The 24622-nt window shown below is 44.0% G+C and carries 18 protein-coding genes, 1 tRNA gene and 2 pseudogenes; 17 read left to right on the forward strand and 4 right to left on the reverse strand.

The genetic code is table 11. The features are described 5' to 3' along the window. The 4 genes from ACE3T3_RS01765 to ACE3T3_RS01780 all read left to right on the forward strand — a co-directional run. A partial coding sequence (locus ACE3T3_RS01765) for a hypothetical protein (protein ID WP_374663461.1) occupies nt 1-217 on the forward strand: 217 nt, incomplete at its 5' end. A gap of 176 nt (nt 218-393) precedes the next feature. Then, on the forward strand, nt 394-3489 hold the full coding sequence (locus tag ACE3T3_RS01770) for a multidrug efflux RND transporter permease subunit (RefSeq protein ID WP_374663463.1): 3096 nt from the start codon (nt 394-396) through the stop codon (nt 3487-3489). Nucleotides 3490-3740: 251 nt separating this feature from the next. Then, nucleotides 3741-5078, forward strand: coding sequence for a magnesium transporter (gene mgtE, locus ACE3T3_RS01775; RefSeq protein WP_374663465.1), 1338 nt, complete (start codon nt 3741-3743; stop codon nt 5076-5078). A gap of 187 nt (nt 5079-5265) precedes the next feature. Then, nucleotides 5266-5850, forward strand: a complete 585-nt coding sequence (locus tag ACE3T3_RS01780) for a DUF4112 domain-containing protein (protein WP_374663643.1) — start codon at nt 5266-5268, stop codon at nt 5848-5850. Between the two features lie 347 nt (nt 5851-6197). On the opposite strand, the gene htpX is transcribed toward ACE3T3_RS01780, so the two are convergent. Together htpX and ACE3T3_RS01790 are read right to left on the reverse strand one after the other, a co-directional pair. After that, on the reverse strand, nt 6198-7103 hold the full coding sequence (gene htpX, locus ACE3T3_RS01785; RefSeq protein ID WP_374663467.1) for a protease HtpX: 906 nt from the start codon (nt 7101-7103) through the stop codon (nt 6198-6200). 128 nt (nt 7104-7231) lie between these two features. Beyond that, nucleotides 7232-8092, reverse strand: a complete 861-nt coding sequence (locus tag ACE3T3_RS01790; RefSeq protein WP_374663469.1) for a lytic transglycosylase domain-containing protein — start codon at nt 8090-8092, stop codon at nt 7232-7234. 495 nt (nt 8093-8587) lie between these two features. Between ACE3T3_RS01790 and ttcA the strand changes: the two genes are divergently transcribed. Next, nucleotides 8588-9511, forward strand: a complete 924-nt coding sequence (ttcA, locus tag ACE3T3_RS01795) for a tRNA 2-thiocytidine(32) synthetase TtcA (protein WP_374663471.1) — start codon at nt 8588-8590, stop codon at nt 9509-9511. Nucleotides 9512-9757: 246 nt separating this feature from the next. Next, the gene (locus ACE3T3_RS01800; protein ID WP_374663473.1) at nt 9758-10141 is read left to right on the forward strand and encodes an SCP2 sterol-binding domain-containing protein; all 384 of its coding nucleotides are present in this window, start codon (nt 9758-9760) and stop codon (nt 10139-10141) included. Between the two features lie 75 nt (nt 10142-10216). Here the strand turns inward: ACE3T3_RS01800 and ACE3T3_RS01805 are convergent, their stop codons facing one another. Next, the gene (locus ACE3T3_RS01805) at nt 10217-11329 is read right to left on the reverse strand and encodes a transglycosylase SLT domain-containing protein (protein WP_374663475.1); all 1113 of its coding nucleotides are present in this window, start codon (nt 11327-11329) and stop codon (nt 10217-10219) included. Nucleotides 11330-11694: 365 nt separating this feature from the next. Here ACE3T3_RS01805 and greB point away from each other — a divergent pair, with 365 nt between their 5' ends. The 6 genes and pseudogenes from greB (at nt 11695) to ACE3T3_RS01835 (ending at nt 15251) form a co-directional block, all read left to right on the forward strand. Beyond that, nucleotides 11695-12186 (forward strand): transcription elongation factor GreB, encoded by a 492-nt coding sequence (gene greB, locus ACE3T3_RS01810; protein WP_374663477.1) that lies wholly within the window; start codon nt 11695-11697, stop codon nt 12184-12186. A gap of 92 nt (nt 12187-12278) precedes the next feature. Further along, nucleotides 12279-12368 (forward strand) — tRNA-Ser (locus tag ACE3T3_RS01815). 246 nt (nt 12369-12614) lie between these two features. Then, on the forward strand, nt 12615-13499 hold the full coding sequence (locus tag ACE3T3_RS01820) for a hypothetical protein (protein WP_374663479.1): 885 nt from the start codon (nt 12615-12617) through the stop codon (nt 13497-13499). A 23-nt stretch (nt 13500-13522) separates the two neighbouring features. Further along, nucleotides 13523-13729, forward strand: a complete 207-nt coding sequence (locus tag ACE3T3_RS01825) for a Fic family protein (RefSeq protein WP_374663645.1) — start codon at nt 13523-13525, stop codon at nt 13727-13729. A gap of 12 nt (nt 13730-13741) precedes the next feature. Beyond that, a complete protein-coding gene (locus ACE3T3_RS01830; RefSeq protein ID WP_374663481.1) occupies nt 13742-14059 on the forward strand; it encodes a hypothetical protein in 318 nt (105 codons plus the stop codon). 39 nt (nt 14060-14098) lie between these two features. Continuing rightward, nucleotides 14099-15251, forward strand: a pseudogene (locus ACE3T3_RS01835) (IS3 family transposase). A gap of 35 nt (nt 15252-15286) precedes the next feature. On the opposite strand, the pseudogene ACE3T3_RS01840 reads toward ACE3T3_RS01835, so the two are convergent. Further along, a pseudogene (locus tag ACE3T3_RS01840) lies at nt 15287-15903 on the reverse strand (TIGR02391 family protein); the annotation flags it as partial. A 276-nt stretch (nt 15904-16179) separates the two neighbouring features. On the opposite strand from ACE3T3_RS01840, the gene ACE3T3_RS01845 reads away from it, so the two are divergent. The 5 genes from ACE3T3_RS01845 to ACE3T3_RS01865 are packed head-to-tail and all read left to right on the forward strand — an operon-like array spanning nt 16180 to nt 24615. Continuing rightward, entirely contained in the window at nt 16180-17970 is a 1791-nt protein-coding gene (locus tag ACE3T3_RS01845) for an IucA/IucC family siderophore biosynthesis protein (RefSeq protein ID WP_374663647.1), read from the forward strand. Then, nucleotides 17963-19369: a lysine N(6)-hydroxylase/L-ornithine N(5)-oxygenase family protein gene (locus ACE3T3_RS01850; RefSeq protein WP_374663483.1), complete on the forward strand. Its 1407-nt coding sequence runs from the start codon at nt 17963-17965 to the stop codon at nt 19367-19369. Before ACE3T3_RS01845 ends, ACE3T3_RS01850 begins: the two co-directional genes overlap by 8 nt. A gap of 13 nt (nt 19370-19382) precedes the next feature. Then, entirely contained in the window at nt 19383-20810 is a 1428-nt protein-coding gene (locus ACE3T3_RS01855) for an MFS transporter (protein WP_374663485.1), read from the forward strand. A 23-nt stretch (nt 20811-20833) separates the two neighbouring features. Next, nucleotides 20834-22675 (forward strand): IucA/IucC family siderophore biosynthesis protein, encoded by a 1842-nt coding sequence (locus tag ACE3T3_RS01860; RefSeq protein ID WP_374663487.1) that lies wholly within the window; start codon nt 20834-20836, stop codon nt 22673-22675. Between the two features lie 11 nt (nt 22676-22686). Beyond that, a complete protein-coding gene (locus ACE3T3_RS01865; protein ID WP_374663489.1) occupies nt 22687-24615 on the forward strand; it encodes an IucA/IucC family siderophore biosynthesis protein in 1929 nt (642 codons plus the stop codon). Nucleotides 24616-24622: the final 7 nt, after the last annotated feature.

Consider the following 24622-nt stretch of genomic DNA (forward strand, 5'->3'; position numbering starts at 1 on the left):
AACACCTGCAACACCTGCAACACCTGCAACACCTGCAACACCTGCAACACCTGCAACACCTGCAACACCTGCAACACCTGCAACACCTGCAACACCTGCAACACCTGCAACACCTGCAACACCTGCAACACCTGCAGAAGAAGCGAAGCAAGAAACGCCGGCTGCAATCAGCCATCCGCCGCTTGAGGAACCCGATCAAACGCATTTGCTTGAGTAAATTCTTTGGACTGCCGGCAGCGGCGATCTTCACAGTTTCTCCACATTGCTGTGAATTTCACATTTTTGTGTAGGGGAGGCTTGTTTTTTTTACTTTAGTCACTGAATATCCATAATTATTTGTTATTAGTCTTCAGTCCTCTAAATAACAAGCCCTATGATGAGTGAATCAGCCTGATGCTGTCTAAGTTCTTTATCCATCGACCTATTTTTGCAGGCGTACTGGCCATTATTGTCATGGCGGTAGGCCTGTTTGCCGTTTTAAATTTGCCGGTGGAGCGTTATCCCGATATCGCCCCGCCTAAAATTAATGTCAGCGCGACCTATACCGGCGCCTCGGCAGAAACGGTGGAAGAAAGTGTCACGCAGGTGCTGGAACAGCAGATTAAGGGGATTGATCACTTGCTGTATTTCAGTTCCAGCAGCGATTCATCTGGCCGCAGCCGCATCAGCATCAGTTTTGAAAATGGCACGGACCCGGACACGGCGCAAGTGCAGGTGCAAAATGCCATCAATGGCGTGGTGAATCGTTTGCCGGACGATGTGCAGCGTCAGGGTGTCAATGTCTATAAATCGCTGGGCGATACCCATATGGTGATTGGACTGTATGATTCGGCTGGAAAAAGTTCAAACATTGAACTGAGCGACTATATGATGACGCATTTGGAGCAGGATATTGCCCGAATTGATGGCATTGGCGAAGTGGATGTGTTTGGCTCGCAATATGCGATGCGGATTTGGTTGAATCCGCTGCTGCTGAAGCAGTATGGATTAATGCCAAGCGATATCCGCAACGCAGTGGAATCGCAGAATACGCAAGTCGCAGCCGGGGCAGTCGGTGATCTGCCTGTGGCGCAGGATCAATATCTGAATGCCAAAGTGACTTCAGGTTCGCGGCTGAAAACCCCGGAGGAATTTGAAAATATCATCGTTAAATCTGCCCACGATGGCAGTTTTGTCTATTTAAAAGATGTGGCCCGTGTTGAGTTGGGGGCCGAGAATTATCAGTCCTTCAACACAATTAATGGCTATCCTTCTGCAGGGATGGGCATTTCATTGGCTTCAGGCGCCAATGCGCTGGCGACATCGGCTTTAATTCAGCAGGAAGTTGAACATTTATCTGCCCAGCTGCCGGAAGGCTATAAGATTGTTTATCCGCGCGACAATACGCCTTTTGTGCAGGAATCGATCAATGAAGTGGTGAAAACCCTGTTTGAAGCGGTTGCTCTTGTCGTGGTGGTGATGTTCCTGTTCTTGCAGAACTGGCGCGCAACGCTGATCCCTGCCATTACGGTGCCTGTGGTGATTTTAGGCACGCTGGCCATTTTGTATGCCGCCGGCATGACCATCAATACGTTGACGCTGTTTGCGCTGGTCTTGGCGATTGGCCTTTTGGTGGACGATGCCATTGTGGTGGTGGAAAATGTAGAGCGGCTGATGCATGAACAGCAGCTTACGGCAAAGCAGGCATCCATTGAGTCCATGCATGAAATCAGCAGCGCCTTGATCGGCATTACATTGGTGCTGACCGCTGTATTTATTCCAATGGCATTTTTTGGCGGTTCAACCGGTGTGATCTACCGGCAGTTTTCCATTACTTTAGTGGCGGCGATGGCGCTGTCGCTGATGGTGGCGCTGGTTTTAACGCCGGCATTGTGTGCAATTATTTTACAACCGAATCCCGAGCCTGCCCGCTGGGCGCAATGGTTTAATGGCAAATTAGAGGCTTTAAAGCGCCGCTATTTAAAAATATCGCAATTGACCATTCAAAATAAAGTGGTGTGCCTGATGCTGTTTGCCGCGCTGATCACGGTTTTTGGATTGTTTTACCGGGCGCTGCCCACCAGCTTTATTCCGAGTGAAGACCAAGGCATATTGTCAGTGCAGTTTAAACTGCAGGATGGCGCGCCCATGTCTAAAAGCAAGGAGGTCGGCGAGTCCATCCGGCAGTATTTTCTGGCGCATGAAAAAGACAATGTGAATTTGGTGATGATCCGCTATGGCCGCAACTTTTCCGGTACAGGGCAGAACTTGGGGCAAGGCTTCATTGCTCTGAAGCATTGGGATGAACGCACGGGCAAAGGCAATTCCGCGCAGGCGATCCGCGAGCGCGCTATGCGTTATTTCAAGCAGAATCCAAATGCGCAGATTAATGTGAATATGCCGTCGTCGGTCAGCGGGCTGGGTCAAACCGATGGATTAGAGTTCTGGATCCGCGATATCGACGGCAAAGGCCGTGAATATTTAGAAGATAAATTCACGGCTTTGAAAGCGCATTCGGATCAGTACCGCAGTTTTGAAAATCTTGATAAAAAGTCCAATCCAGATAAAGCCGAATTGAAAGTCAATATCAATCAAAAAATGGCGATGGCTGCCGGTTTAAGCCCATCGGCGGTGAACAGCACGCTGTCTGCAGCCTGGGGCGGCAGCTATATCAATGATTTTATCGACCGCGGCCGAATCAAGCGGGTCATGATGCAGGGCGATGCGCAGTTCCGCTCAAAGCCTGAAGACTTGCAGTATTGGCATGTGCGCAATGACCAGAATCAGATGATTCCATTTAATCAGTTTTCTACGGTTGATTGGACGGGCGGGCCGGAAGTGGTCAACCGCTTTATGGGCTATACCGCGCTGCAAATGGAAGCGGATAGCGCGAAGAATGTCAGTTCAGGACAGGCCATGAAGGATGTGCTGAACTTGGTGGATCAGGAATCCGGCATCGATGTGGCGTGGAGCGGCCTGTCTTATGAAGAGCAAAAATCCAGCAATCAGGCCATTTGGCTTTATCTGGTGTCGATAGGCTTTATCTTTTTGTGCTTAGCGGCGCTGTATGAAAGCTGGAGCATTCCGACAGCGGTGATGAGCGCGATACCGCTGGGCATCGGCGGCAATATCATCTTCAGCTATTGGGCCGGATTTCCAAACGATATTTATTTCCAGATTGCCTTGCTGACCACCATTGGACTGTCCTGCAAGAATGCGATTCTGATTGTGGAATTTGCATCGCTTGCGCAGGCCAAAGGCAAAGGCGTTGTTGAGTCGGCTTTGGAAGGCGCCGCGCTGCGTTTGCGGCCGATTCTCATGACTTCGCTGGCTTTTGGCGCAGGCGTGATTCCTTTAGTGATCGCCTTCGGCGCCGGGGCCGCCAGCCGTCAGGAAATTGGCGTCAGCGTTTTAGGCGGCGTCATTTTTGGCACAGTGCTGGTGCTGGTCTTTATTCCATTCATGTATGTTTTAATTCGCAGTATTTTCAAGACGAAGCAAAAATCATAACTAAGTATTTGATTTGTTAAAAATTTGCACTAAGTGTTGAGCTTGGTGCAGAATATTTGTACTATCTGCGCGCCGCATGCGCGGTTTAATGAGGATTGATTCCCTAAATGGACAGTCAGAGTTGCCATTCATTCGTATTTTTAAATTGTGATATTCATCTTGCGCAGGATGAAGGTGCTGTGCGCTCGATAAAATAAAAGAGCGCGTCCATCCCTTGCTGCTGTGCACGGTCATAGAACAGGGGAGCTTCAATGGGCTTTAATAATTTTTTATATCTCTTAGATGATGCGCTGCGCCATCAAAATATTCAGCTGGCATTGGATTCAGTCCAAACATTCCGCGCGGCCGATTTGGCCGATGTCCTCAGCCAGCTGCCTTTAGAAAACAGTCAAATTCTATTGCAGCATTTGCCTGAGCGCGGCTATGTGTTTTCCTATTTATCACCTGATGTGCAGATGAAATTTGCCAATCGGCTGCCGCGGCATACCCTTGCGGAAATTGTCGGGGAAATGTCTTCAGACAAGCGTGCCGATTTGTTTAAAAGCCTCAATCAGGAGCAGCAGAATGCTTTGCTTCCGGCTTTGGCGCAGGCCGAGCGGGAAGATATCCGCCAATTGTCTTCTTATGTTGAGGGCACTGCCGGCGCGATTATGAGTTCGGAATATGCGACCTTAAGGCCCGAATTATCGGTCAAAGACGCAATGACCATGCTGCGTCTGGAAGCGCCGGATACGGAAACCATATATTTCGCTTATGTATTGGATGAAGCGCGTAAATTATTGGGCGTGATTTCCTTGAAGCAGCTGGTATTGGCAAAAGAAGAACAGAATATTGCGGATTTGATGGTGACGAATATCGTTTCGGCCTTTGTCGATACCGATCAGGATGAAGTGGCGAAAACCATTGCCCGCTATGACTTGCTGGCTTTGCCGATTATTGACCGGCAAGGGATCATGGTCGGAATTGTGACTTATGATGATGCGATGGATGTCGCCCGGGAAGAAGCGACGGAAGACTTCCTGAAAGCAGGGGCGGTCAATGCAGACAGCAAGCTGAGCTTAAAGACAGCACCTATTTTTAAACTGTATCAGCGCCGGGTGTACTGGCTGGTGTTTCTGGTTTTCGGCAGTTTGCTGTCAGGGCTGGGCATTGCGCATTTTGAAGAGATCATTGCGGCCAATATTGTACTGGTGTTTTTTCTTCCTTTGCTGGTGGGCAGCGGCGGCAACGCCGGTTCGCAATCCGCGACGCTGATGGTGCGGGCTTTAGCGACAGGTGATGTGCATTTTAAGGACTGGTTTACGCTGCTTGGCCGCGAGAGCCTGGTTGCGCTGTGTCTGGGCGGCACAATGGCGCTGGCTGTTTCCGCTTTGGGCTATTACCGCGGTGATGAGTCGGTGGCTTTGGTTCTGGCGCTGAGCATGCTCAGCATTGTGATGATGGGCTGCTTAATCGGCATGAGCTTGCCTTTTATCCTGAACCGTTTTGGTCTGGATCCAGCCAGCGCATCTGCGCCATTGGTCACCTCAATTTGTGATGCTACCGGCGTATTGGTTTATCTCTTCATTGCCTCGCAATTGCTGTTTTAAGCTGAAAGGCCATTCTTCAAATTATGCCGGCCGCTGGCATATGCTGGCCATATCGCGGTCCGCAGCGCATTCTTCAGGCATTAAGAAGAGCGGCATCACTCAGCGGTTAATGAAATGACTATACTGCGATGGCCGAAAATACATTATCTTGAATCAATGAAAAGGCTTTGGATCCATTATGGCGCTTATGACCCAAGAAAAAAAATTATCGCAGCAGGACGTTATCCGTTTAGAGCGGGACTTGGCCAAATTTGCCAATATGATGGATTCAGTCGTGCGCATTCCCTTTACCAAGCAAGGGGTGGGGGCGGATGCCGCTTTAAGCACGATTCCGATTGCAGGCGATGCCGCGGGTTTTGTGCTGACCTGCTATGCCATTTATAAAGCCAAGCAGATCGGCGTGCCGCAGGAAAAGCTCAGTCCGGTGCTGAGAATGGCCATGGTGGATGCTGTGGTCGGATTTATCCCGATTGTAGGCACGGTGTTTGATATTTTTATCCGGCCCAGCCGCAAAGCGCTGGATGTGGTGCATGAGCATATCCGTACTGAATATGACATCCGCAGTGAATCGCATGTCATGCACCCTTTTCTGCATGAGCGTTTGGAAAAGAAGCAGCAGCAATCTGCATTTTGGCGCAATCCTGTCGTGGCCTGGATTTGGCTGCATTTGCCTGATTTGCTGGGTCTGCTGTTTATCGCGCTTTTTGTGATGGCCATGTGGATGGGCGGCGTTTGGCTGTGGCAGTGGTATCAGTCCATGGCTGCTGGCTAAAACCATGGAATTTGATGGGCGCATTATGGCCAATGTGCCGCCATTGATTTTGAATAGACAGCGCAATTGTATCCGCAGCTGGATTTCAGCTTAGTGCATCAGTCTGCTGAATGGATGATCATGCGCTTGAGCCTAAACGCTGCCTGCATTCGGGTGGCTGAACTGGAGCGTTATTATCAGTATTGATCTGGAATGAATGAGCTGAACTGGCTTGCCTCCCGAATGACGGGTCTGCAGGATTGAGGGAGAAGATCCGTATAGGCGCATCAGCAGGGTTGAGATCAATCTGTACAGATAAAAAAAGCCTCTCATTAGAGGCTTTTTTTGAAAAGAAGAGCGGTTCGGGCTTATGGACAATTTAATTGCTGTAAAGCTGCGACACGCTGTTCAATCGTTGGGTGAGTTTGGAATAAAGCCGCTAAACTGAAGCCTTGTTCCTTGCCTTCCGCAATGGCAAAGGCTTTCATTTCTTTCGGCATTTGATCCGGCATTTCAGATTCTGCCTGCAAGCGGAGCAATGCTGAAATCATCGCCTGTTTGCCCGCAAGGCGTGCGCCTGCTTCGTCTGCACGGTATTCGCGGTGACGGGAGAACCACATCACGATTGCCGAAGCCAAGATGCCGAAAACAATGTCCAGCACGATGGTGGTAATGAAATAGGCAATGCCCGGCGCTTCGCCTTCTTCACGGCCAAAGACGTTGCGGTCAATGAAGTCACCGACAATACGCGCAAAGAACATGACAAATGCGTTGACGACACCTTGAATCAAGGCAAGCGTCACCATGTCGCCATTGGCTACGTGGCCGATTTCGTGCGCAAGCACGGCGCGCAATTCGTCTTTATTCATGCGTTCCAGCAAGCCGGTGGACACAGAAACCAATGCGTCGTTTTTGTTCCAGCCAGTTGCAAAAGCATTGGATTGATACGATGGGAAAATACCGACTTCAGGCATCTGAATGCCAGCGCGTTGAGAGAGTTGAGCAACTTCCTGCAATAACCAGGCTTCGGCTTGGTTACGGGGAGCATTCGGGTCAATCAGCTCGGTACCCGTGGTTTTTTTTGCCATCCATTTAGACATGAATAGGGAAATCAACGAACCCACCATACCGAAGACAAAACAGATTACCAGCAAGTTGCCAATGTTTAGGCCACCGGCGCCATGGTAACTGCCGACACCGAAGAGTGACAAAATAATGCCAGCTACAACCAGTACCGCGAGGTTGGTCAGCAAAAACAAACCAATCCGCATCATTGGGAAAATCCTCTTATAAAATAAAAATAATCTGATTTGCTAATAAAAATCATTGAATTGAATATGAGGTGAAAGTCTGCATATTTCAAGAAAAAAATCGCAAATCGAACAGAAAAAATGACGGAGTCTTATTCTTTAAAATAAATGCGCGCTGAAGCTGATGCGTTTGCCGTGGCATAGGAGCCTGGCGCATCAGTAAAGCTGCCGTCAGCGGTTTGAATTACATGGCGCTGATATTTGGAGGCTTTCAGCTCTGTTGATGGGGCTGACTGCTCATCGTTGTCCGAACTGGCAATAATCCGGCCCTGAGATGAAGAAGCCGGTATATCGCTGGCTATGCCTGCGCCATTTGAATATAAGTTATTGTAGCGGCTGGTGACGCGGCGGACATAATCCTGCGTTTCACGAAAAGGCGGCACGCCGCCGTATTTCTGCACATTGCCTTCACCGGCATTATAGCCGGCAAGCACCATCGCGGTATTGCCGTTAAAGCGCTTGTTCAGCCAAGCTAGATAGCGGGCGCCAGCCATAATGTTCTGATAGGGGTCATAGGCATTGGACACATTGAAGCGGCGGGCAGTCGCCGGCATCAGCTGCATGAGGCCTTGTGCGCCGACAGGTGAACGCGCTTTCACATTAAAGCCGGATTCGGTGTGCATCACCGCTTTGATCAGGCCTTCCGCTACGCCATGCTGCTGGGAAGCCTGCTTAATAATGTGGTCAAAGGCATTCTTATTGCTGCTGTAGCTGGGCAGCACAGATGACTCGCTGGCGCCCCAGTTGCTGTAGCTGTGAATATTGCTGTCTGGATAATAGGTGGCTTTCACTTTGGTCAGCGAGCGGTCCGAACTTTTACGGTTGGTCAGCAGCGTACTGCCTTTATTGTCTTTGTAGATATAAATTTGCCCCGCATGCGATGCCGCCGCGCCTAAACTGATCGACGCAGCGCTCCATATATAGAATGCAAATATCCCAAATTTATTGTTCATTGTAGTAATAAGTAAATTTTGTCCCCAACAGTTATTCAGAGTTTAGCAAAAAAAAACTGATTTAAAAGCGATGATTGATTTATTTCTCGGCGTGTTTGTAAAAAGCAAGTCATTTTTGATGATTCAATAATCAAAAAAAATTTAATTTTTTTTATCCAGCATAACTTGACAGTATTAAACAATTGTTTTTAAACATGTTTTAAATTGATCAAAAAATGATCAATTTAAATAAAAGCCTTAAAGTCAGGGCATGACAACCTGTCAAGCGGTTTTAAATCCACAAAGTTATCCACAGGATTTGTGGACAACTGTGGAAAAGTCCAAAAGATAAGCATCTTGGCTGAAAAATGAACTGAAACGTTCAAAATTATCATAAGCAGCATGACCTAAAGATGACATGCTTTTGCCATTTTTCAGAAATTACATTCTTTAGGTGCGTGACGGCCGCGAATCGGATAAAATTGCGCGGTATTTTTTTTAAGGTTTAACTCGTCTATGTTCTCGCCAGTTGAGTCCGATCAAGGATTTAATTTCAAACCAGAACTGCCAACCAGCTCTGCGTATTATCGTCTGCTGAAAAAGCTGCGCCGCCAGGTCGGTCATGCTATCCGCGATTTTAAAATGATCGAGGAAGGCGACAAAGTGATGGTGTGTGTATCGGGCGGGAAGGACAGCTATACCTTGCTGGATATCATGCTGCAGTTCAAACGCATTGCGCCGATCAATTTTGATGTCGTTGCTGTGAACTTGGACCAAAAGCAGCCGGGTTTCCCGGAAGATGTGCTGCCGCGTTATTTAGAAGAAAATAACATTCCGTATTACATCTTAGAAAAAGATACCTACAGCATTACCAAAAAGCTGACGCCGGAAGGCAAAACTTACTGCGCCGTATGTTCACGCTTACGCCGCGGTTCTTTGTATGGCTTTGCGCAGGAAATTGGCGCAACCAAGGTGGCGCTTGGCCATCACCGCGATGATATCTTGGCGACCTTCTTCCTGAACTTATTCCATGGCGGCAGCCTGAAGGCGATGCCGCCTAAGCTGCTATCTTCGGATAAAAAGAATATTCTGATTCGCCCTTTGGCCTATGTTGAAGAAAAAGACATCATTAAATACGCAGAAATGCGCAAATTCCCGATTATTCCGTGCAACCTGTGCGGTTCGCAGGAAAATCTGCAGCGCGCCATGCTGAACGACATGCTGCGCCAATGGGATAAAGATTATCCGAAACGCCTGCACAGCATTTTCGGCGCGCTGCAAAATGTTTCACCGTCGCAATTGGCTGACCGCGAGCTGTTTGATTTTGAAGCTTTGGACAGCGAACGTGAATTTGATTTTAAAGAAAGCTGTTCAACTGAAGATGAAGCAGGCGAAAGCAAGCGCATCAATATGGTGAATTTAGGCTTTGCGGCTGATTAAGGCATTGATCCCGCAGCATCAAAAAGCATCTTTATTATAAAGGTGCTTTTTTTATGCTTTTGACTTTTTATTCCTAATGCATAGCATTAGGAATAATGCAGAGGAAATATGAAAACTGAACGCCGCGTACAAAAAACTTTAGGCATATTTGAAAATTACATGCTATAACAGGCTTCAAGCAAAATAGCTTCAAAGATGCGGCCTGGATAGGCTTCACACAATGAACAAATAAATTGAGGAAACATCATGCCTGCTTTTTTAACTGATGATTGGTTTTCAACTGTCGAAACTCTTACTGCCCAAGCTGGCAACCTGAATTTGCCGCCTGCATTGGCAAATTTGGCCATCAACCTGGTTGTTGCAGATGCTTCAGGCAATACTGAATTGTCACTGGATGGCGGCGCAATTAAAAAAGGTCTTTCCGGCAATGCAAAAACTACGCTGAATATGGATGCGGAAACTTTACGCAAAGTGTTCCTTGAGTTTGATATGGCTGCAGCAATGCAAGCGTTCATGACCGGCAAAATTAAAGTTCAAGGCGATATGTCGCAATTGATGGCATTGCAAACAGCGAAGCCAAGCCAAGAGCAAAAAGATTTATTCAAGAAAGTGCTTGAGCAAACTGCTTAATCTATTTTCATAAAAAAAAGCTTACCGTGCGGTAAGCTTTTTTTTTGCATTCAGCAGGATATCTGCACTTCAAGATTAGATATTCACCAGCTGCGGTGTCGTTTTAATATGTTCCAAATAGGCGCGGATGCGCGTCACATATTGTACGGCTTGGCGGTAACGGCCATTGCTGGCTTTATTGCGGTCTAAATAGGCATATAGATGAACCCATTGATTTGGGTTTTTTCCCTGCGCCTTGATGCGTTTTTGCAGCTGCGATACTGCGCCAGGCCCCATATTGTAAGCGACCAAAGCAAACCAGTTGCGGTCCGGATAGGGTACATCGGCAAATTGATCCAGCATTAAATCATAATACTTTGCGCCGCCTTGAATGCTCTGCGCCGGATCGGTGCGGTTGCTGACACCCATCGCTTTCGCGGTGCTGTTGGTCAGCATCATTAAACCGCGGACTCCTGTCGGAGAGACCGAATTCGGCTTTAGATACGATTCCTGATAGCCGATCGCGGCCAGCAAATGCCAATCGATATCATAAAGCTCTGCTGTGCGCTGGAAGCTGGCTTTATAAATCGGCATGCGGCTGTTTAAATCGCGCTGGATGGTATCCCACGATTCCTGCTTAATGACATTCTGATTATAAAATGACGCCAGCTGCTGCAGCGTGCCATTCTGTTTGGAACGGCAGACAAAGCCATTGGCCGTTTCACTCAGCGGATCATCTGCGGCTTTAAATACCCAGTTCAGCTGAGCGCTTAAGCCATTTTTAGTCAATGAAACCGTTTCACCGCATGAGGCTGAAAAAGAAGTCAATTTCTTTGCTTCAATACTTTGAATGCTGGCCGTTGTCATGGCAAAGCTGGCTTTGCCTTGTTTAACCCATTTGAGCGCAGTGGCATTGTCATCCACGGTTTTAAACTCAAGCTTCACATTTAAACTGTCTGCATAATTGCGGACTAAGTCGTAGCCGAAACCATGCAAATGATCGCTGTCTGTAAATACAGTCGTGGGATTGGCCACGGAGACAACCACCAGAGTGTTGCTGTTGACGACATTATCAAATTGATATGCCGTTTTGCTTGCATTAATACTATGGAATGGGAGAAGTAAAGTACCAAACGCAAGGCTTTTCATTGGGAGAGATTTTAAAGAGTTAAGGCAAAGCCTCGACCCAGAAGTTGAACTACTGTGCATGTTGTCTCCGCTACAGGTATTTATGCCCTAAAAGCCAAGGCGAAAAGCCTCAAAACTTTACAAGTCAGCTAAATGCGATAAGGGGTTGGGCAGTCATGACGTCATTCAAAATGACTAGTGTTGAATTGGGATGGATACAGGAAAAAACTGTATTGTTTAAAAATTAACCAAGTTTGCAAGATGTGCGAATAATAAAGATGAAAAAAAGGCTTGTCAAATTTTGTACGGAAAAATATTAAAATATGTAACATAAGTAGCTGATTTTATTCGTTAATAAATTTTATATACTTTGTCTGTGTAGAAATAGGGGATAAAATAGGCTTTTATTGTAAGCAAAACGTCATTGATACAGCCTGAAAATCAGCATGAAATCGAATTTAATTACCCGCGGCGGTCATGATTTATTGGTCGCTGAACTGCAGCATTTATGGCATGAAGAGCGCCCTGAAATCACCAAAAAAGTAAACTGGGCGGCGAGTCTTGGCGACCGCTCAGAAAATGCCGATTATCAATACAACAAGCAGCTGCTGCGTAAAATAGACCGGCGCGTGCGGTATTTGGGAAAGCGTTTGGAGGAGCTCCGGATTATTGATTATTCACCTGAACAGGCGGGCAAAGTCTATTTTGGCGCATGGGTGGATATTGAAAATGATGAAGGCGAATGCAAGACATTGCGGATTGTTGGCGTCGATGAAATTTATGATCATCATCCGCAGCATATTTCCATAGATTCACCTATGGCGAGGGCGCTTTTGGCGAAACAGGTGGATGATGAGGTCGAAGTGCAGACGCCTTCGGGTAAAAAATTATGGTATATCAATGCAATTCGCTATGAAACAGAACAAAAATCCGTTTAAATATCGAAGTTTGTTTTTATTTTGATCATTCGGAAGAAAAATAGAGAAAAGCATTTGCCTAAATATAAATTTATTTATATGATAGCGGCCATGGAAGCGTGGCAGAGCGGTTTAATGCACCGGTCTTGAAAACCGACGAGGGCGCGAGTCCTCCGTGAGTTCGAATCTCACCGCTTCCGCCAAATATTGAAAAAAGCCCTTGTATTTACAAGGGCTTTTTTCTTACCTGTGGTTTTACCCCACAACCTACCCCTCATAAAAAATCGGATTGATTCTGATCAAATAGAATTTTATAAGACACCTTAGGATTATGGGGATGTTGGGTTTAAATTTATTCAAAAAATTCGAAGTCATATTGTTGATTAATTTTCCTTTATAATCAGAAATGAAAGTTTAAATTAAAACAAAACTAATTGGTTTTCTGGACGATGTTAAAACATAAGGGCTATAAGGTTGGTGCCAGCCATCAACTCATTAATGACATTTCGCAAATTTCTGAGATATTAGGGCATTTGTCTCTAGATGATGTTAATGGCCATAGCCATCAACAAGTCACTTCAATTAAATCCTCAACTCAAAATCTAAAAGAATTGTTCTTTAAGTTTGGTGTTAGAGTTTCAAATAAAAATGTAGCCGTATTTCTTCAAAAAATGAGCAATTGGCAACCTACAAATTTTGATGACTTTTTAGAAGCTGCAAAAATTTTAGCTAATCGTGATGGGCTTCGTTTTAAGCGAGTTGATGTTCCTTATCAAGTTGAACATCGGGGTCTTTCTCAAATGGCTAAAATGAAGAATAGCCCACCTGATTTTAGTGCTGTTTTTCAATTGTTAGATAACAGCGATTATCATCCGTTGATTCGTTGCAGCCTATTTCAATGGATTGTTCTCAAACATCCAATATTTCATGATGTAAAGATCAATCAATTAATGGCTTTTATTTGGCAATTTATTATGCTTTTTGATTGGAGAGCAAGTTTTGATCTGATCTTTAGGCTTAATGATTTACATATAACAGAAATTGAATATATTCATCATTGTTTTCAAGCCTTGGAATCTAATGATCCAAATAAATTTGTACAGGATAATATACATCTTATCTTCAAAATGTTGACGCAGATTTTGGAGCGCCAAGAGGCCTATTCACAGAACAAGATAAGTTCTGTCCGAATCGATCATGTTAAGCGTACAGAACAAGTTATAGAAAGCAATAAAATATTATGTAGCAATGTAGTGAGTGATATAGAAAACCCACATCTCAAGTCAAGCAGTATGCAAGATAAGAATGTTCAGGAACATGAAAAAAAGATATAGCGGAACAAAAAACGCAAGATAATATCAAGCGTTTGGTTTCATGTATGATGCCAGAAAAAACATATAAGGTTTCAGAATTACAAGAACGAATGGGATTAAGCAGCCGACCAAATTTCTCAAGTAAATATCTTAACCCAGCCATAGGGTATGAATTTATCCTTATGACAATTCCTGAAAAACCCAGAAGCCGAAATCAAGAGTATTTTTTAAATATTAAAAAATCGGATTGATGGGGAAAAAATATGCAGGTGCTAAAACCCATATCTCCTGAAGATAAAAAAATACTATTCACGGATAGTTATTATGCTGCTCTGCAACGGTATCCAAATTTACTGCAAAGAGTCGTCGATGGTAGACTCTCTGGACCTGAAATTAAAAAAATAAAAAACAAATTAAACGTGGGAAACTTGAACTTTGATAAGATTTCATCAGTCATTTATGCCCCTTTTATTGTTCGGCAGTTGGAAAGAGGGAAGTATTGTATTGAGATTGATGAAATAAAAGGAAACTTAGTTGCTGGACGACAAAATCTCAAAAATGGACTGCCACCACTCTCCTAGACAAATATGGTCTATTCTTTTTGCATAGGAGAAAACATTATGAGTGGACAACGTTATACCCCAGAATTTAAAGATGAAGCTGTAAAATTGATTACTGAACGAGGATATTCTGTCAGTGATGTGGCAGAACGTTTAGGTGTATCACAACACAGTATTTATAAATGGCTTAAAGCTGTACATCCATTACACAACAATCATGATGAACATGAACTGCTTGAAGCAAAGAAAGAAATCCTACGCCTTAAAAGTCAGCTTAAACAGACTGAAGAGGAACGAGATATCTTAAAAAAGGCCGCAAGGTACTTTGCAAGCCTGCCCGAGTGAAGTATCAATTCATCCTTGAATACAGCCATCAATTTAAGATTAAAACGATGTGTCGGGTATTAAAGATCGCTCGCGCTGGCTATTACGCTTGGCTACATGAACCTGAATCAAGTAGAACCCTTGAAGACAAACGCTTATTACAGCTCATCCGTTCTTCTTATGATGCTAGCTATGGTATCTATGGTTACCGACGAATTACTTTAGACCTTAAAGAATTAGGTGAAGGCTGTGGTCCTAATCGTGTACTGAAGATCATGAAAAACAATGGTATTACAGCTGTACGAGGGTATAAGAAACATAAAAGCTATGGTCGAGGCCGTCCTCAGATTGTGCCACCCAACCATTTAAATCGAGAGTTTGTCGTAAACACTCCAGACACCTCTTGGGTGACTGATATTACTTACATTCGCACATGGCAAGGCTGGTTATATCTGGCTGTGGTTCTTGATTTATATTCGAGAAAAGTCATCGGTTGGTCAATGAAACCTACGCTTGCCAAGGATATCGTTTTGGATGCACTTCTTATGGCGGTATGGCGACGCAGACCCAATGAGCCTGTGATCATACATTCAGACCAAGGCTCACAATACAGCAGCGGAGACTGGCAGAAATTCTGTCAGAAGCATAACTTAATACCCAGCATGAGCCGTCGCGGCCTTGCGCAGTATACTGCTCATGGGATAATGCTGTTGCTGAATCCTTTTTTAGCAGCTTAAAGAAGGAAAGAATTAAAAAGAGGATCTATAAAACACGAGAAATGGCTCGTGCAGATGTGTTTGATTATATCGAGATGTTTTACAATCGAATTAGACGCCATTCTCATCTTGATGGGATGAGTCCAGAAGCCTTTGAGGCAGCTTCAAAATGAGGCTTTCTCATGTCTAGGATACTGGGAGTAGTCCAACTGTCTGGTACGTCCCAAGTTAGAATAGCATTTTCACCTTGAAAGACTTGTGCAAATAGCTTTGTACTATGCTCCTTAATACCTGTATGTGTTCGGAAAATGTATTCAAGTCGTTTATATGCTTTTGTTAAGGCGGGGTCAGGATCTTGCTTGAATAACAAGGATAGGTCGAAAATTCTGTCATCGATAACGGAGTAGGGAAGTTCTAGTGGATAATAACGTTTTAGACTTGATCTTTGGGTAATTTCTTTTTTGAAAGGATAGATATAGTCAAGCATATGAATAGGTCGAATACTTATATTCTTGGAATACGAAATCAATATCTTTGTCAGTCAATGATAAGTTATTCAGTCTATTTAGAAGCTTTGAAGAGATAATACTTTCTTCTGTTTCAATTCGATGCTTATTTAAAATAGTCAGTGCTTTTGCTAGACTTTTCGGCTCTTCTCCCCAATAGGCAGATGTGAAGCCAGAGCGAATGATGTTCTCGTATAAAGGCGTGAAATTGATCATTTGTAAGCAATAGTGCATAACTTAGATCTGTATGAGTCTGAATGGAATTATAAAGACTGTATAGACATGTTTTTGTGATCCCCGTTTCACCTAAATAATCGATATGATTTTAATTTTATGTTTTGAACATTTTCATAAAAATGAAGTAGTTGTTGCCTGAAAAGATGATGGGGTAAATTTGGGTGAAAATCTTGAGCTTTAATTTTTTTAACGAATAGATTTCATTAGAGATTTTAGGTGAGTTCAATTGCCACCATCATCCAAAAGCTTTCAGTTGTATTGTTAATAAAGGTGTAAATGGTAGTAATTATCATTTGCAATTGTTGCAAATGAGTATATCTTACTGATCACACTATTTTTACTTAATAGAGTGATGAAGATGAAATCAGTCACGGATAAGATTGCTTTACAACATTTAATCAACGCATATCTACAAGAAACCGGCAATGGTCGTTTTATTCCTATCGCAGAACAATCGCAACTGTTACAAAAGCAGAGTCAGGGGAGTACCGTATTGTGTATTCCTTTGCAGACGGTTTCCGGGTTTTTATACGCGCCACTTGCCTATGTGAGCAAAGTGGGCAGACATCGTTTTGCTGCTTTGCCGTGGGTAGAACAGGACGGGCAAATACTTAAGCTGAGTCCGGTCAATTTAGCCGCAAATTTACTGGAAAATTTAATTGCTCAACAAAATGAAAAACAACTCGATACCTCATCTTTGCTTGAATGCTGGATTCAAAGCCGTCGGGCTTTGCAACAATTTCTGAGTTATCGTGAACAGCAAATTGATGCAGTAATTACGCCTAAGCAAAACTTTATTCAAAGTGAGCAAGCACTGATTCTCGGGCATAGCATGCATCCATCGCCAAAAAGCCGTCAGGGTTTTGTAGAGAACGATTGGCAGCTGTATTCTCCAGAAACCCAAAATGCTTTTAAAATGCATTTTCTGTATATCCATCCTGATCATGTGGTGCATAACAATGCCCATAAGCTGCATATTCCAGATCAATTAAAACAAGATTTAGAACCATTCTTTAATACTTATCATCAGGCCAAAATGGCTGAGTATCCTGATTATGCTTTATTGCCCTTGCATCCATGGCAAGCCCGCTATTTAAAAGATAAAGACTGGTATCAACAGCTGTTACATCAGGGAAAACTGGTTGACTTTGGTGCCTTGGGCTGGCCGATGAAAGCGACCACATCAGTGCGTACTTTATATAGTGAACAGGCGCCTTGGATGTTTAAAGCATCTATGACCGTTGCCGTGACCAACTCGATTCGGGTCAATCTTTATAAAGAATGTCATCGTGGTCTATTGAGCTATGAATTGTGGAATGATGAGTGTCTCGCCGATTTTAGGCAGCGCCATCCGTGTTTAAATACCATCAGTGATCCGGCCTGGATTGCTTTAAAAGTCAATGGACTGGTTTTAGATGAGACCATTTGTATTTTGCGTGAAAACCCATTCCAGCAAAACGCTGATGTGACCTGTATTGCTTCATTGTGCCAAGATCATCCTTTTGAAGCTAAAAACCGTTTTAGTGAAATATTTGCGAATCTGTCCCGAAAAACCGCTCAAAGCCAATCCACTATTGCTTTACAGTGGTTTGAGCGTTTCCTGGAGATGACGATTTTACCGCTGATGGAGCTGTACCATGAATTTGGTATGGCGTTTGAAGCTCATCAGCAAAATACCTTAATTGAGCTTGAAGATGGAATGCCTAAAAATGTCTGGTTTAGAGATAACCAGGGATTTTATTATATTGAAGAATTAGCCGGAGAAATTTTAGAACGTTTCCCGACACTGGCAACAGATGGTCAAGCTGTCTGTCCAATCGCCTTGGTGGATGAGCGTTTCCGTTATTACTTCATTGGTAATACTTTATTTGGTCTGATCAATGCCATTGGTATGACAGGGGTGGTCGAAGAACAACAACTGATTGAAATGCTGCAATCCTATTTGATGCAGGCTTATCAGAAATACCCGGAAAGTAATTTATTAAAAACCGTTTTATATCAGGAAACTTTCCCCTATAAAGGTAATTTAATGACGCGTTTGTATGAGTTAGATGAATTACAGGCGCATATTTCTCAGCAATCCATTTATATCGATCTTACAAACCCACTGTATGTTGCCCAAACTGTAGTGGAGGCTGAATATGCTTGATTTTATTGGGGTTGGCTTAGGACCCTTTAATTTAAGTCTGGCGGCCTTGCTTCATCAGCAGACCTCACTCAACTATCAATTCTTTGATAAACGTCAGGATTTTGACTGGCATGCTGGCATACAGTTACCCAATGCCATGATGCAAGTACCCTTTATGGCAGATCTGGTCAGTATGGTCGAGCCGACTAGTCCGTATAGTTTTTTAAATTATTTAAAAGCTCATCAACGCTTGTATAAGTTTTATTTTCGGGAAAATTTATATATTCCACGTCAAGAATACAATCATTATTGCCAATGGGTGGTTAAACAATTAGAGCATTTGCAGTTTGGTAGCCGAGTAACCGATATTGCGCCAATTTTGGGTGGTTTTCAGGTCATTACCGAGCAAAAAGGGCGTTTGTCTGTGCATCAAACCCGGAAACTGGTATTAGGAACAGGAACGACACCCAAATTACCCCAGCCCTTAGAAGTGATTGCCGAACAAAATAAACAGTGCATGCACTCCTCAAATTATCTGCATCAGTGTGATGAACATTTGTCCGGTAATGTGGTGCTGATTGGCTCGGGTCAATCGGCTGCTGAAATCTTTATTGATTTATTTGACAGGCAAATTCAGCCTGAAACCGGACAGGCAAAATTTCATTTATATTGGCTTACCCGTTCAGCGGGCTTTTTCCCCATGGAAAATACGCCGCTTGGTCTGGAAAGTTTTAGTCCGGACTATATGTCTTATTTTTATCATTTACCCAAAGATTTAAAAACGACTTTGCCTGCGACTCAAGCCAACCTATACAAAGGAATTAGTGCCAAAACCATTCGTGATATCTATGACCGGCTCTATCACCGAAGTATTGGAGCAGTGGATACGCATGTCACCCTGGCTGGGCATTATCATCTTGAAAATGCAGTAATGACCCATGGTAAAAATATTCAGCTCAAATTTTTACAGACTCAGAAACAGCAGAGTTTAAAGATACAGGCCAATACGGTCATTGCTGCAACGGGCTATCAATATCCATCTTTAGACTTTTTAAAGAAGCTCAATCCCAAGATTGGTTTAAATCTACAGCATCAGTGGGAAATCAATGAAAATCATCAGCTCAATTATCAGGGGGATGGGGAAATCTATATCCAGAATACGGATTTGCATCATCATGGCGTAGGTACGCCTGACTTGGGCTTAGGGGCTTTTCGTTCTGCAAAAATTGCCAACCAGATTTTAGGTAAACCTTATTTTGAAATCGAAGGCCGGCAAAGTTTTCAGGATTTTCAGAGTAAGGGAATTGAAGCTTCATTTTCTATGCCTGCTATCTCCAAAGGTCATTTTCGGACAGAGGCAATTTCATCGCCGATTTCAAAAAAAGTGACAGATTTATCCCCTCAATATTCGATGAAATAAACGAGGGATAGTAATGGCTGAAATATCGAAGTCAGATTCTGGTTCCGTTTCGGATCCTGTCTTGTCCCAACGCTGGATCATGCTGTCTGTGATGTTGGGGACAGGAACGGTGAGTCTCAATAATAGTAGTTTTAACCCGGCGATTCCCCAGCTGATGCAGGATTTTCAGATTGCAGAAGCCGCTGTCAGTTGGGTCGTGGTGATTTTTCTTTTAACCATGAGTCTAAGCCTGCTGTTAACTGGTTTTTTAAGCCAGCGCTTTGGTCAACGCCGCGTGTATTTATCGGCATTAAGCATTTTCATGCTGAGTTCAATCTGCGCGGTATTTACTTCTGGCTTTGAGACGGTTTTGGCAATACGTGGATTACAGGGTTTTTCCAGCGGACTGATGATTCCCTTGTCCTTAGGCATTATTTTTTCAGTCACGCCGAAACAGCAGCGGGGCGCTGCAACCGGACTATGGGGGGCAATGATCATGCTGACTTTGGCCTGTGGTCCCATGTTAGGTGCACTGATTCTGGTTTGGTTCAGTTGGCAAGCTCTATTTCTGCTGAATGTTCCCTTGGCTTTATTGGCCTTGGTTATCGGCTGGCTGTATTTGCCCAAGCAGTCGGTCACTCAAAGTTTGAAATTTGATTGGTTCGGCTTTGCATTGCTGGCGGTTTCAATCGTTTCATTATTGCTGGGTTTAAGCAGCATTAAACAGTTGGCAGATTTTTCCCAGTTTTTATTTTGGTGGTTGTTCGGTTTAAGTGGTTTAAGCGGATTTGGTTTTGTTTGGTTCAGCCGGAAAAAAACCAGCACCATTATTGCTTGGCCCTTATTTCAAAGTCGTGAGTTTAATTACAGCCTCATCATCTCGATTGTGCATACCGTCGGCTTATTTATCAGTTTGTTGTTGATTCCCTTGCTGGTTCAAAATACGTTGCAGCTCAGTCCAATTTGGACTGGCTTATTACTGATGAGTAGTGCTTTAACCACTAGTTTATGCAGTAAACGTGCGGGCAAATATTTAGATCAGCACGGTGCCAAACAGCTTATTGCTTTCGGCCTGCTGCTGACCGCAATCGCCTTTGTCGGGCTGGGCTTGGCCGCCAGTCTATCGGTCATTTTACTCATTCTTTGCATGATCATTCATGGTCTGGGTTTCGGCTTGTCCTATATGCCTGCAACCACCGCCGGGCTGAACCATTTAGACAATCCGCAGCTGGTCACCCAAGGGGCTGCTGTCAATAACTTATTCCGACGTCTCTGTTCGGCTGTCGCCGTGGTGATGGCTGCACTTTATCTACAAATGCGTACACAGCATTTTTTATCCAATCATGAACTGCCGATTGCACAACTGCATGCAATTCGGGAGCTGTTTTTCTTCTGTGCCGGCATGACGCTATTGGCCTTGCCTTATGCATGGAAATTTCCACACCTAAAACTCCATGTTTAAAATTAATGATTAAGGAAAAAATAATGGGTCATTTAGCTCCAGCATTCGCAAAAAATAATCCGCTTAGTTTCACCACAACCTTGGCCTGGCAACAACCCGATCAGGTGGCTATTCAAAAGGTAGAGCAACGGGTCATTAAACAGTTACTTCAGGCACTGATTTATGAAGAAATTATTGCAACAAAAATAGAAAATGGCTGCTTTGTAATCAATGCCCGGGATCAGAAACAGCAGGCAGTTGAGTATATTGCTGCAGGTAAACATTATTGGAGTTTTTGTTTAGTGCGAATGGATGAACAGGATATCATTCGCCAGGATCATATGGGGCAAAGAAGCATCGCCCAATTAAATCAGGTGATTGATGAAATTGTTCGGGCTATTCCGAATGCGGCAAAAGTGGAAGATTTTATTGATGAATTAAAACGGACCTTTATCCATGATGTGCAATCCCAGCAGTCTCACAACGAGTTTTCACTTCCTGCCGTTCAGTACAACTATGATGTTCTAGAAACCTATTTGATGGCGGGGCATCCCTATCACCCGTGTTATAAGTCCCGCGTCGGCTTTAGCCTGCAAGACAATCTGAAATATGGCGTGGAGTATGCGCAGCCTATTCATCTGGTGTGGCTGGCCGTGCATCATTCTATAACTTCAGAAAATGCCTCTAATTCAATTGATGCAGATCAGTTTTTACAGCAGCAGCTGACTGAAGGTGAGCTAGAAACATTCAATCAGGTTTTGACAGAGCGTGGCTTAAATGTAGCTGAATATAGCTGGCTGCCGGTACATCCCTGGCAATGGGAAAATACCTTGGTTCATACTTTTTTTGAAGAAATAACGACGCAAAGAATTGTCTATTTAGGCCGCGGCACTGATTCCTATATTGCGCAGCAATCATTAAGAACTTTAACCAACTTACAGCATCCAGAAAAACCTTATATCAAACTTTCAATGAGCTTAACCAATACCTCAAGCTCGCGAATTCTGGCTTCGCATGCCGCCATGAATGGTCCGTTAATTACCGACTGGTTACAAAGCCTGATCGAAAAGAGCGAGATTGCCCGGTCTTTAGATTTTGCCATTCTAAGAGAAGTGCATGCGACTGCTGTCGATTTCACCAAGCTTCCAGCTTCTCATGCTAGACAAGCCTATGGCAAGATTGGAAGTTTATGGCGTGACAGCATCCATCGCTATTTAAAGCCTGGGGAAGATGCCATTCCGCTGAATGGTGTCAGTCATGTCCAAAATGATGGGCAACTCCTGATTCAGCCGTGGCTAGATGAACATGGTACTGAAGCATGGATAGAAAAATTCCTGTCGGTGGTGATTCAGCCTATTCTGTTCTTGTTGCATGCTGAAGGGATTGGCTCGGAGTCGCATGGTCAAAATATCATTCTGGTACACCAAAATGGCTGGCCAACCCGGATTATTTTAAAAGATTTTCATGACGGCGTTCGTTTTAATCCGGAGCATTTAACCCATCCAGATGCCTATCCCGACCTGCATGCCTTACCGGCAGAGCATGCCAAAGCCAATCGCATGTCCTTTATTTTGACCGATGATTTAAATACCGTCCGAGATTTTAGTTGTGCGTGTCTGTTTTTTGTGGCGCTGAGCGATATTGCCATGACCCTGCAACAGAAAACAGGATTTTCCGAGCAGAAATTCTGGCAAAAAGCGGCCGAGATTATTCATCACTTCCAGCAGCAATATCCGGAACATCAAAGCAGATATGAAAAATTTGATGTCTTTGCAGCCCAGTTCTGCATTGAATCCTTAACAAAAAGACGTCTGTTTGGCGATGGCGAAGTACAGCTTCGTCTGGTGAATAATCCATTGCATGCATTTCGCCAACCTTCGGTTTAGGAGTGCATAAGATGAATATGAAGTTGTTTTCACCTGTTGTGGGCACGCAAATGGTCCTGGTGGATCTGGTGAATAGTTTTTTGGTAGAAGGCTATATTCCTGTGCAGGCCATTTTAACTCGGCAACAGGCTAAAACCCGATTAAAAGCCCGTTTCGGACAGGGTTTTGATTTATTGTTTGAAGCCTATGAAAATCAAAGTTATTTTGCTGTGCTGTTCAATTCGCATTTATCCGAATTTATCCTTCTGCCTGTGCGTAAAGCCATTAAACAGGATTGGCAAATCCAGCCCTTGGCCCGCCGTTTTCAGGTAGCGGTGCAGACGGATCAAGATTTTCAATCTCGCCTCTGCAATGCCTTGGAACTATTTGATGCCATGCAGCGCTTAGAATATTTTGCAGATTGTGAGCCGGCGAAGTTAGCCAGATTGAGAGCCGAGTTGGCGTCAGCCCTAATTCAAAGCCAACTCAGTGCCCATCATCAAATACGTCCCGAAACATGGCTATTAGATCAACCAGCTGAATTGTTTATTCAGCTAGAACAATATGCTGCTCTTCGAGACCGTCCTTATCATCCACTCGCCAAGCTCAAAGAGGGCTTTTCGAATGACGAATATCAGCGATTCAGTCCTGAGTTTTCACAGCCCATCACTTTGAATTGGGTGGCAATCAAAAAAGAAAAACTGGTCTTTGGACAGGATGTAAGCCAACTTAAAATCCATCAACCGGCCAAAATTTTCTTAAGCAGCAGAGAAAATTTACAGTTACAGCAGGAGCTAAGTGAAAAAGGAATCAGTGATGACTATCTGGTTTTACCCATGCATGCTTGGCAGTTTGAGCATGTACTGACAGATCAATTTAAACAAGAACTTACTGATCAAATTATTGTTCCTTTGCAATTTCAGTCCAGTGAAATGTATGCCAGTTCTTCCTTAAGAAGTTTGCTGTCCGCATCAAAAACACAGGACAGTTTAAAACTGCCATTGGCAGTAAACTCTTTGGGCTCACTGCGGTTTTTGCCGATTGTGAAAATGATCAATGGGCAGAAAAACCAGAAACTTTTACAAGTCGCCAAACAAAAAGATGAAGTACTGAAAAAACGCTTGTGGTTATGTGATGAAAATCAGTGGTGGGGGTATTTACCGTATCAAAGTGAAAATTTAACTCCCGATAATCTTACTTTATTTGAACAGCGACCGATGCATTTGGCGGCTCAACGGCGCCGTATTCCTGCCGAATTGTTGCAACAGCCTTACCAGATTATGCCAATGGCCAGTTTAGGGCACTGCATTGAAGGAGAAATCTATCCCTTTGAGCTGATTCTCAACGCCCAAAAGATTGAGTCTAACCACGCCAATGTAATTAACGTATTTAAAGCCTTGTGTCGGGATTTTTTTGAGGTCAATTTACGCTTATTCCGCCTGGGTTTAATGGGCGAAATTCATGGTCAAAATATCTGTATCGTGCTTAATCAAGGGCAATTTTCAGGCTTTATGCTGCGTGATCATGATTCAGTGCGGATCTATTTACCCTGGCTGTTACAGCACGGCCTGGAAGACCCATCCTATTTAAGCCCGCATGATTTTAGAATCACGCTGTATCACGATTCTATTGAGGACTTGGTTTTATATCTGCAAACACTGGGCATACAAGTCAATCTGGCCAGTATTTTAGAATCGGTTGCTGAATATTATCAGATAGATGAACATCAGCTCTGGCAAGTTTTGGCCCAGCAGTTACAACTGGTCTTAAATGAGGTGCCTTTGGAGGAGCAGGCACGAGCCAAGTTGCAGCATCTTCTATTTGAAAAAGAACAGTGGCCGTATAAGCAGTTGATTCGCCCCTTGCTGGAGCAGAAGAATCGGGTGGGGAGTATGCCCAGCAGTATAGGCAAAACCTGTAATATTTTCAAAAAGTCCCGCACTTTTGACTACATTGAATAAAGCAGGT

The organism is Acinetobacter sp. (assembly GCF_041919735.1).
In the GTDB taxonomy this organism is placed as follows: Bacteria; Pseudomonadota; Gammaproteobacteria; order Pseudomonadales; family Moraxellaceae; genus Acinetobacter.

What these genes read in the sequence shown, in the direction of transcription:
- ACE3T3_RS01770 (WP_374663463.1), top strand. Translation starts at nt 394, where the DNA reads ATGCTGTCTAAGTTCTTTATCCATCGACCTATTTTTGCAGGCGTACTG.
- mgtE (WP_374663465.1), top strand. Translation starts at nt 3,741, where the DNA reads ATGGGCTTTAATAATTTTTTATATCTCTTAGATGATGCGCTGCGCCAT.
- ACE3T3_RS01780 (WP_374663643.1), top strand. Translation starts at nt 5,266, where the DNA reads ATGACCCAAGAAAAAAAATTATCGCAGCAGGACGTTATCCGTTTAGAG.
- htpX (WP_374663467.1), bottom strand. Translation starts at nt 7,103, where the DNA reads ATGATGCGGATTGGTTTGTTTTTGCTGACCAACCTCGCGGTACTGGTT.
- ACE3T3_RS01790 (WP_374663469.1), bottom strand. Translation starts at nt 8,092, where the DNA reads ATGAACAATAAATTTGGGATATTTGCATTCTATATATGGAGCGCTGCG.
- ttcA (WP_374663471.1), top strand. Translation starts at nt 8,588, where the DNA reads ATGTTCTCGCCAGTTGAGTCCGATCAAGGATTTAATTTCAAACCAGAA.
- ACE3T3_RS01800 (WP_374663473.1), top strand. Translation starts at nt 9,758, where the DNA reads ATGCCTGCTTTTTTAACTGATGATTGGTTTTCAACTGTCGAAACTCTT.
- ACE3T3_RS01805 (WP_374663475.1), bottom strand. Translation starts at nt 11,329, where the DNA reads ATGCACAGTAGTTCAACTTCTGGGTCGAGGCTTTGCCTTAACTCTTTA.
- greB (WP_374663477.1), top strand. Translation starts at nt 11,695, where the DNA reads ATGAAATCGAATTTAATTACCCGCGGCGGTCATGATTTATTGGTCGCT.
- ACE3T3_RS01820 (WP_374663479.1), top strand. Translation starts at nt 12,615, where the DNA reads ATGTTAAAACATAAGGGCTATAAGGTTGGTGCCAGCCATCAACTCATT.
- ACE3T3_RS01830 (WP_374663481.1), top strand. Translation starts at nt 13,742, where the DNA reads ATGCAGGTGCTAAAACCCATATCTCCTGAAGATAAAAAAATACTATTC.
- ACE3T3_RS01845 (WP_374663647.1), top strand. Translation starts at nt 16,180, where the DNA reads ATGAAATCAGTCACGGATAAGATTGCTTTACAACATTTAATCAACGCA.
- ACE3T3_RS01850 (WP_374663483.1), top strand. Translation starts at nt 17,963, where the DNA reads ATGCTTGATTTTATTGGGGTTGGCTTAGGACCCTTTAATTTAAGTCTG.
- ACE3T3_RS01855 (WP_374663485.1), top strand. Translation starts at nt 19,383, where the DNA reads ATGGCTGAAATATCGAAGTCAGATTCTGGTTCCGTTTCGGATCCTGTC.
- ACE3T3_RS01860 (WP_374663487.1), top strand. Translation starts at nt 20,834, where the DNA reads ATGGGTCATTTAGCTCCAGCATTCGCAAAAAATAATCCGCTTAGTTTC.
- ACE3T3_RS01865 (WP_374663489.1), top strand. Translation starts at nt 22,687, where the DNA reads ATGAATATGAAGTTGTTTTCACCTGTTGTGGGCACGCAAATGGTCCTG.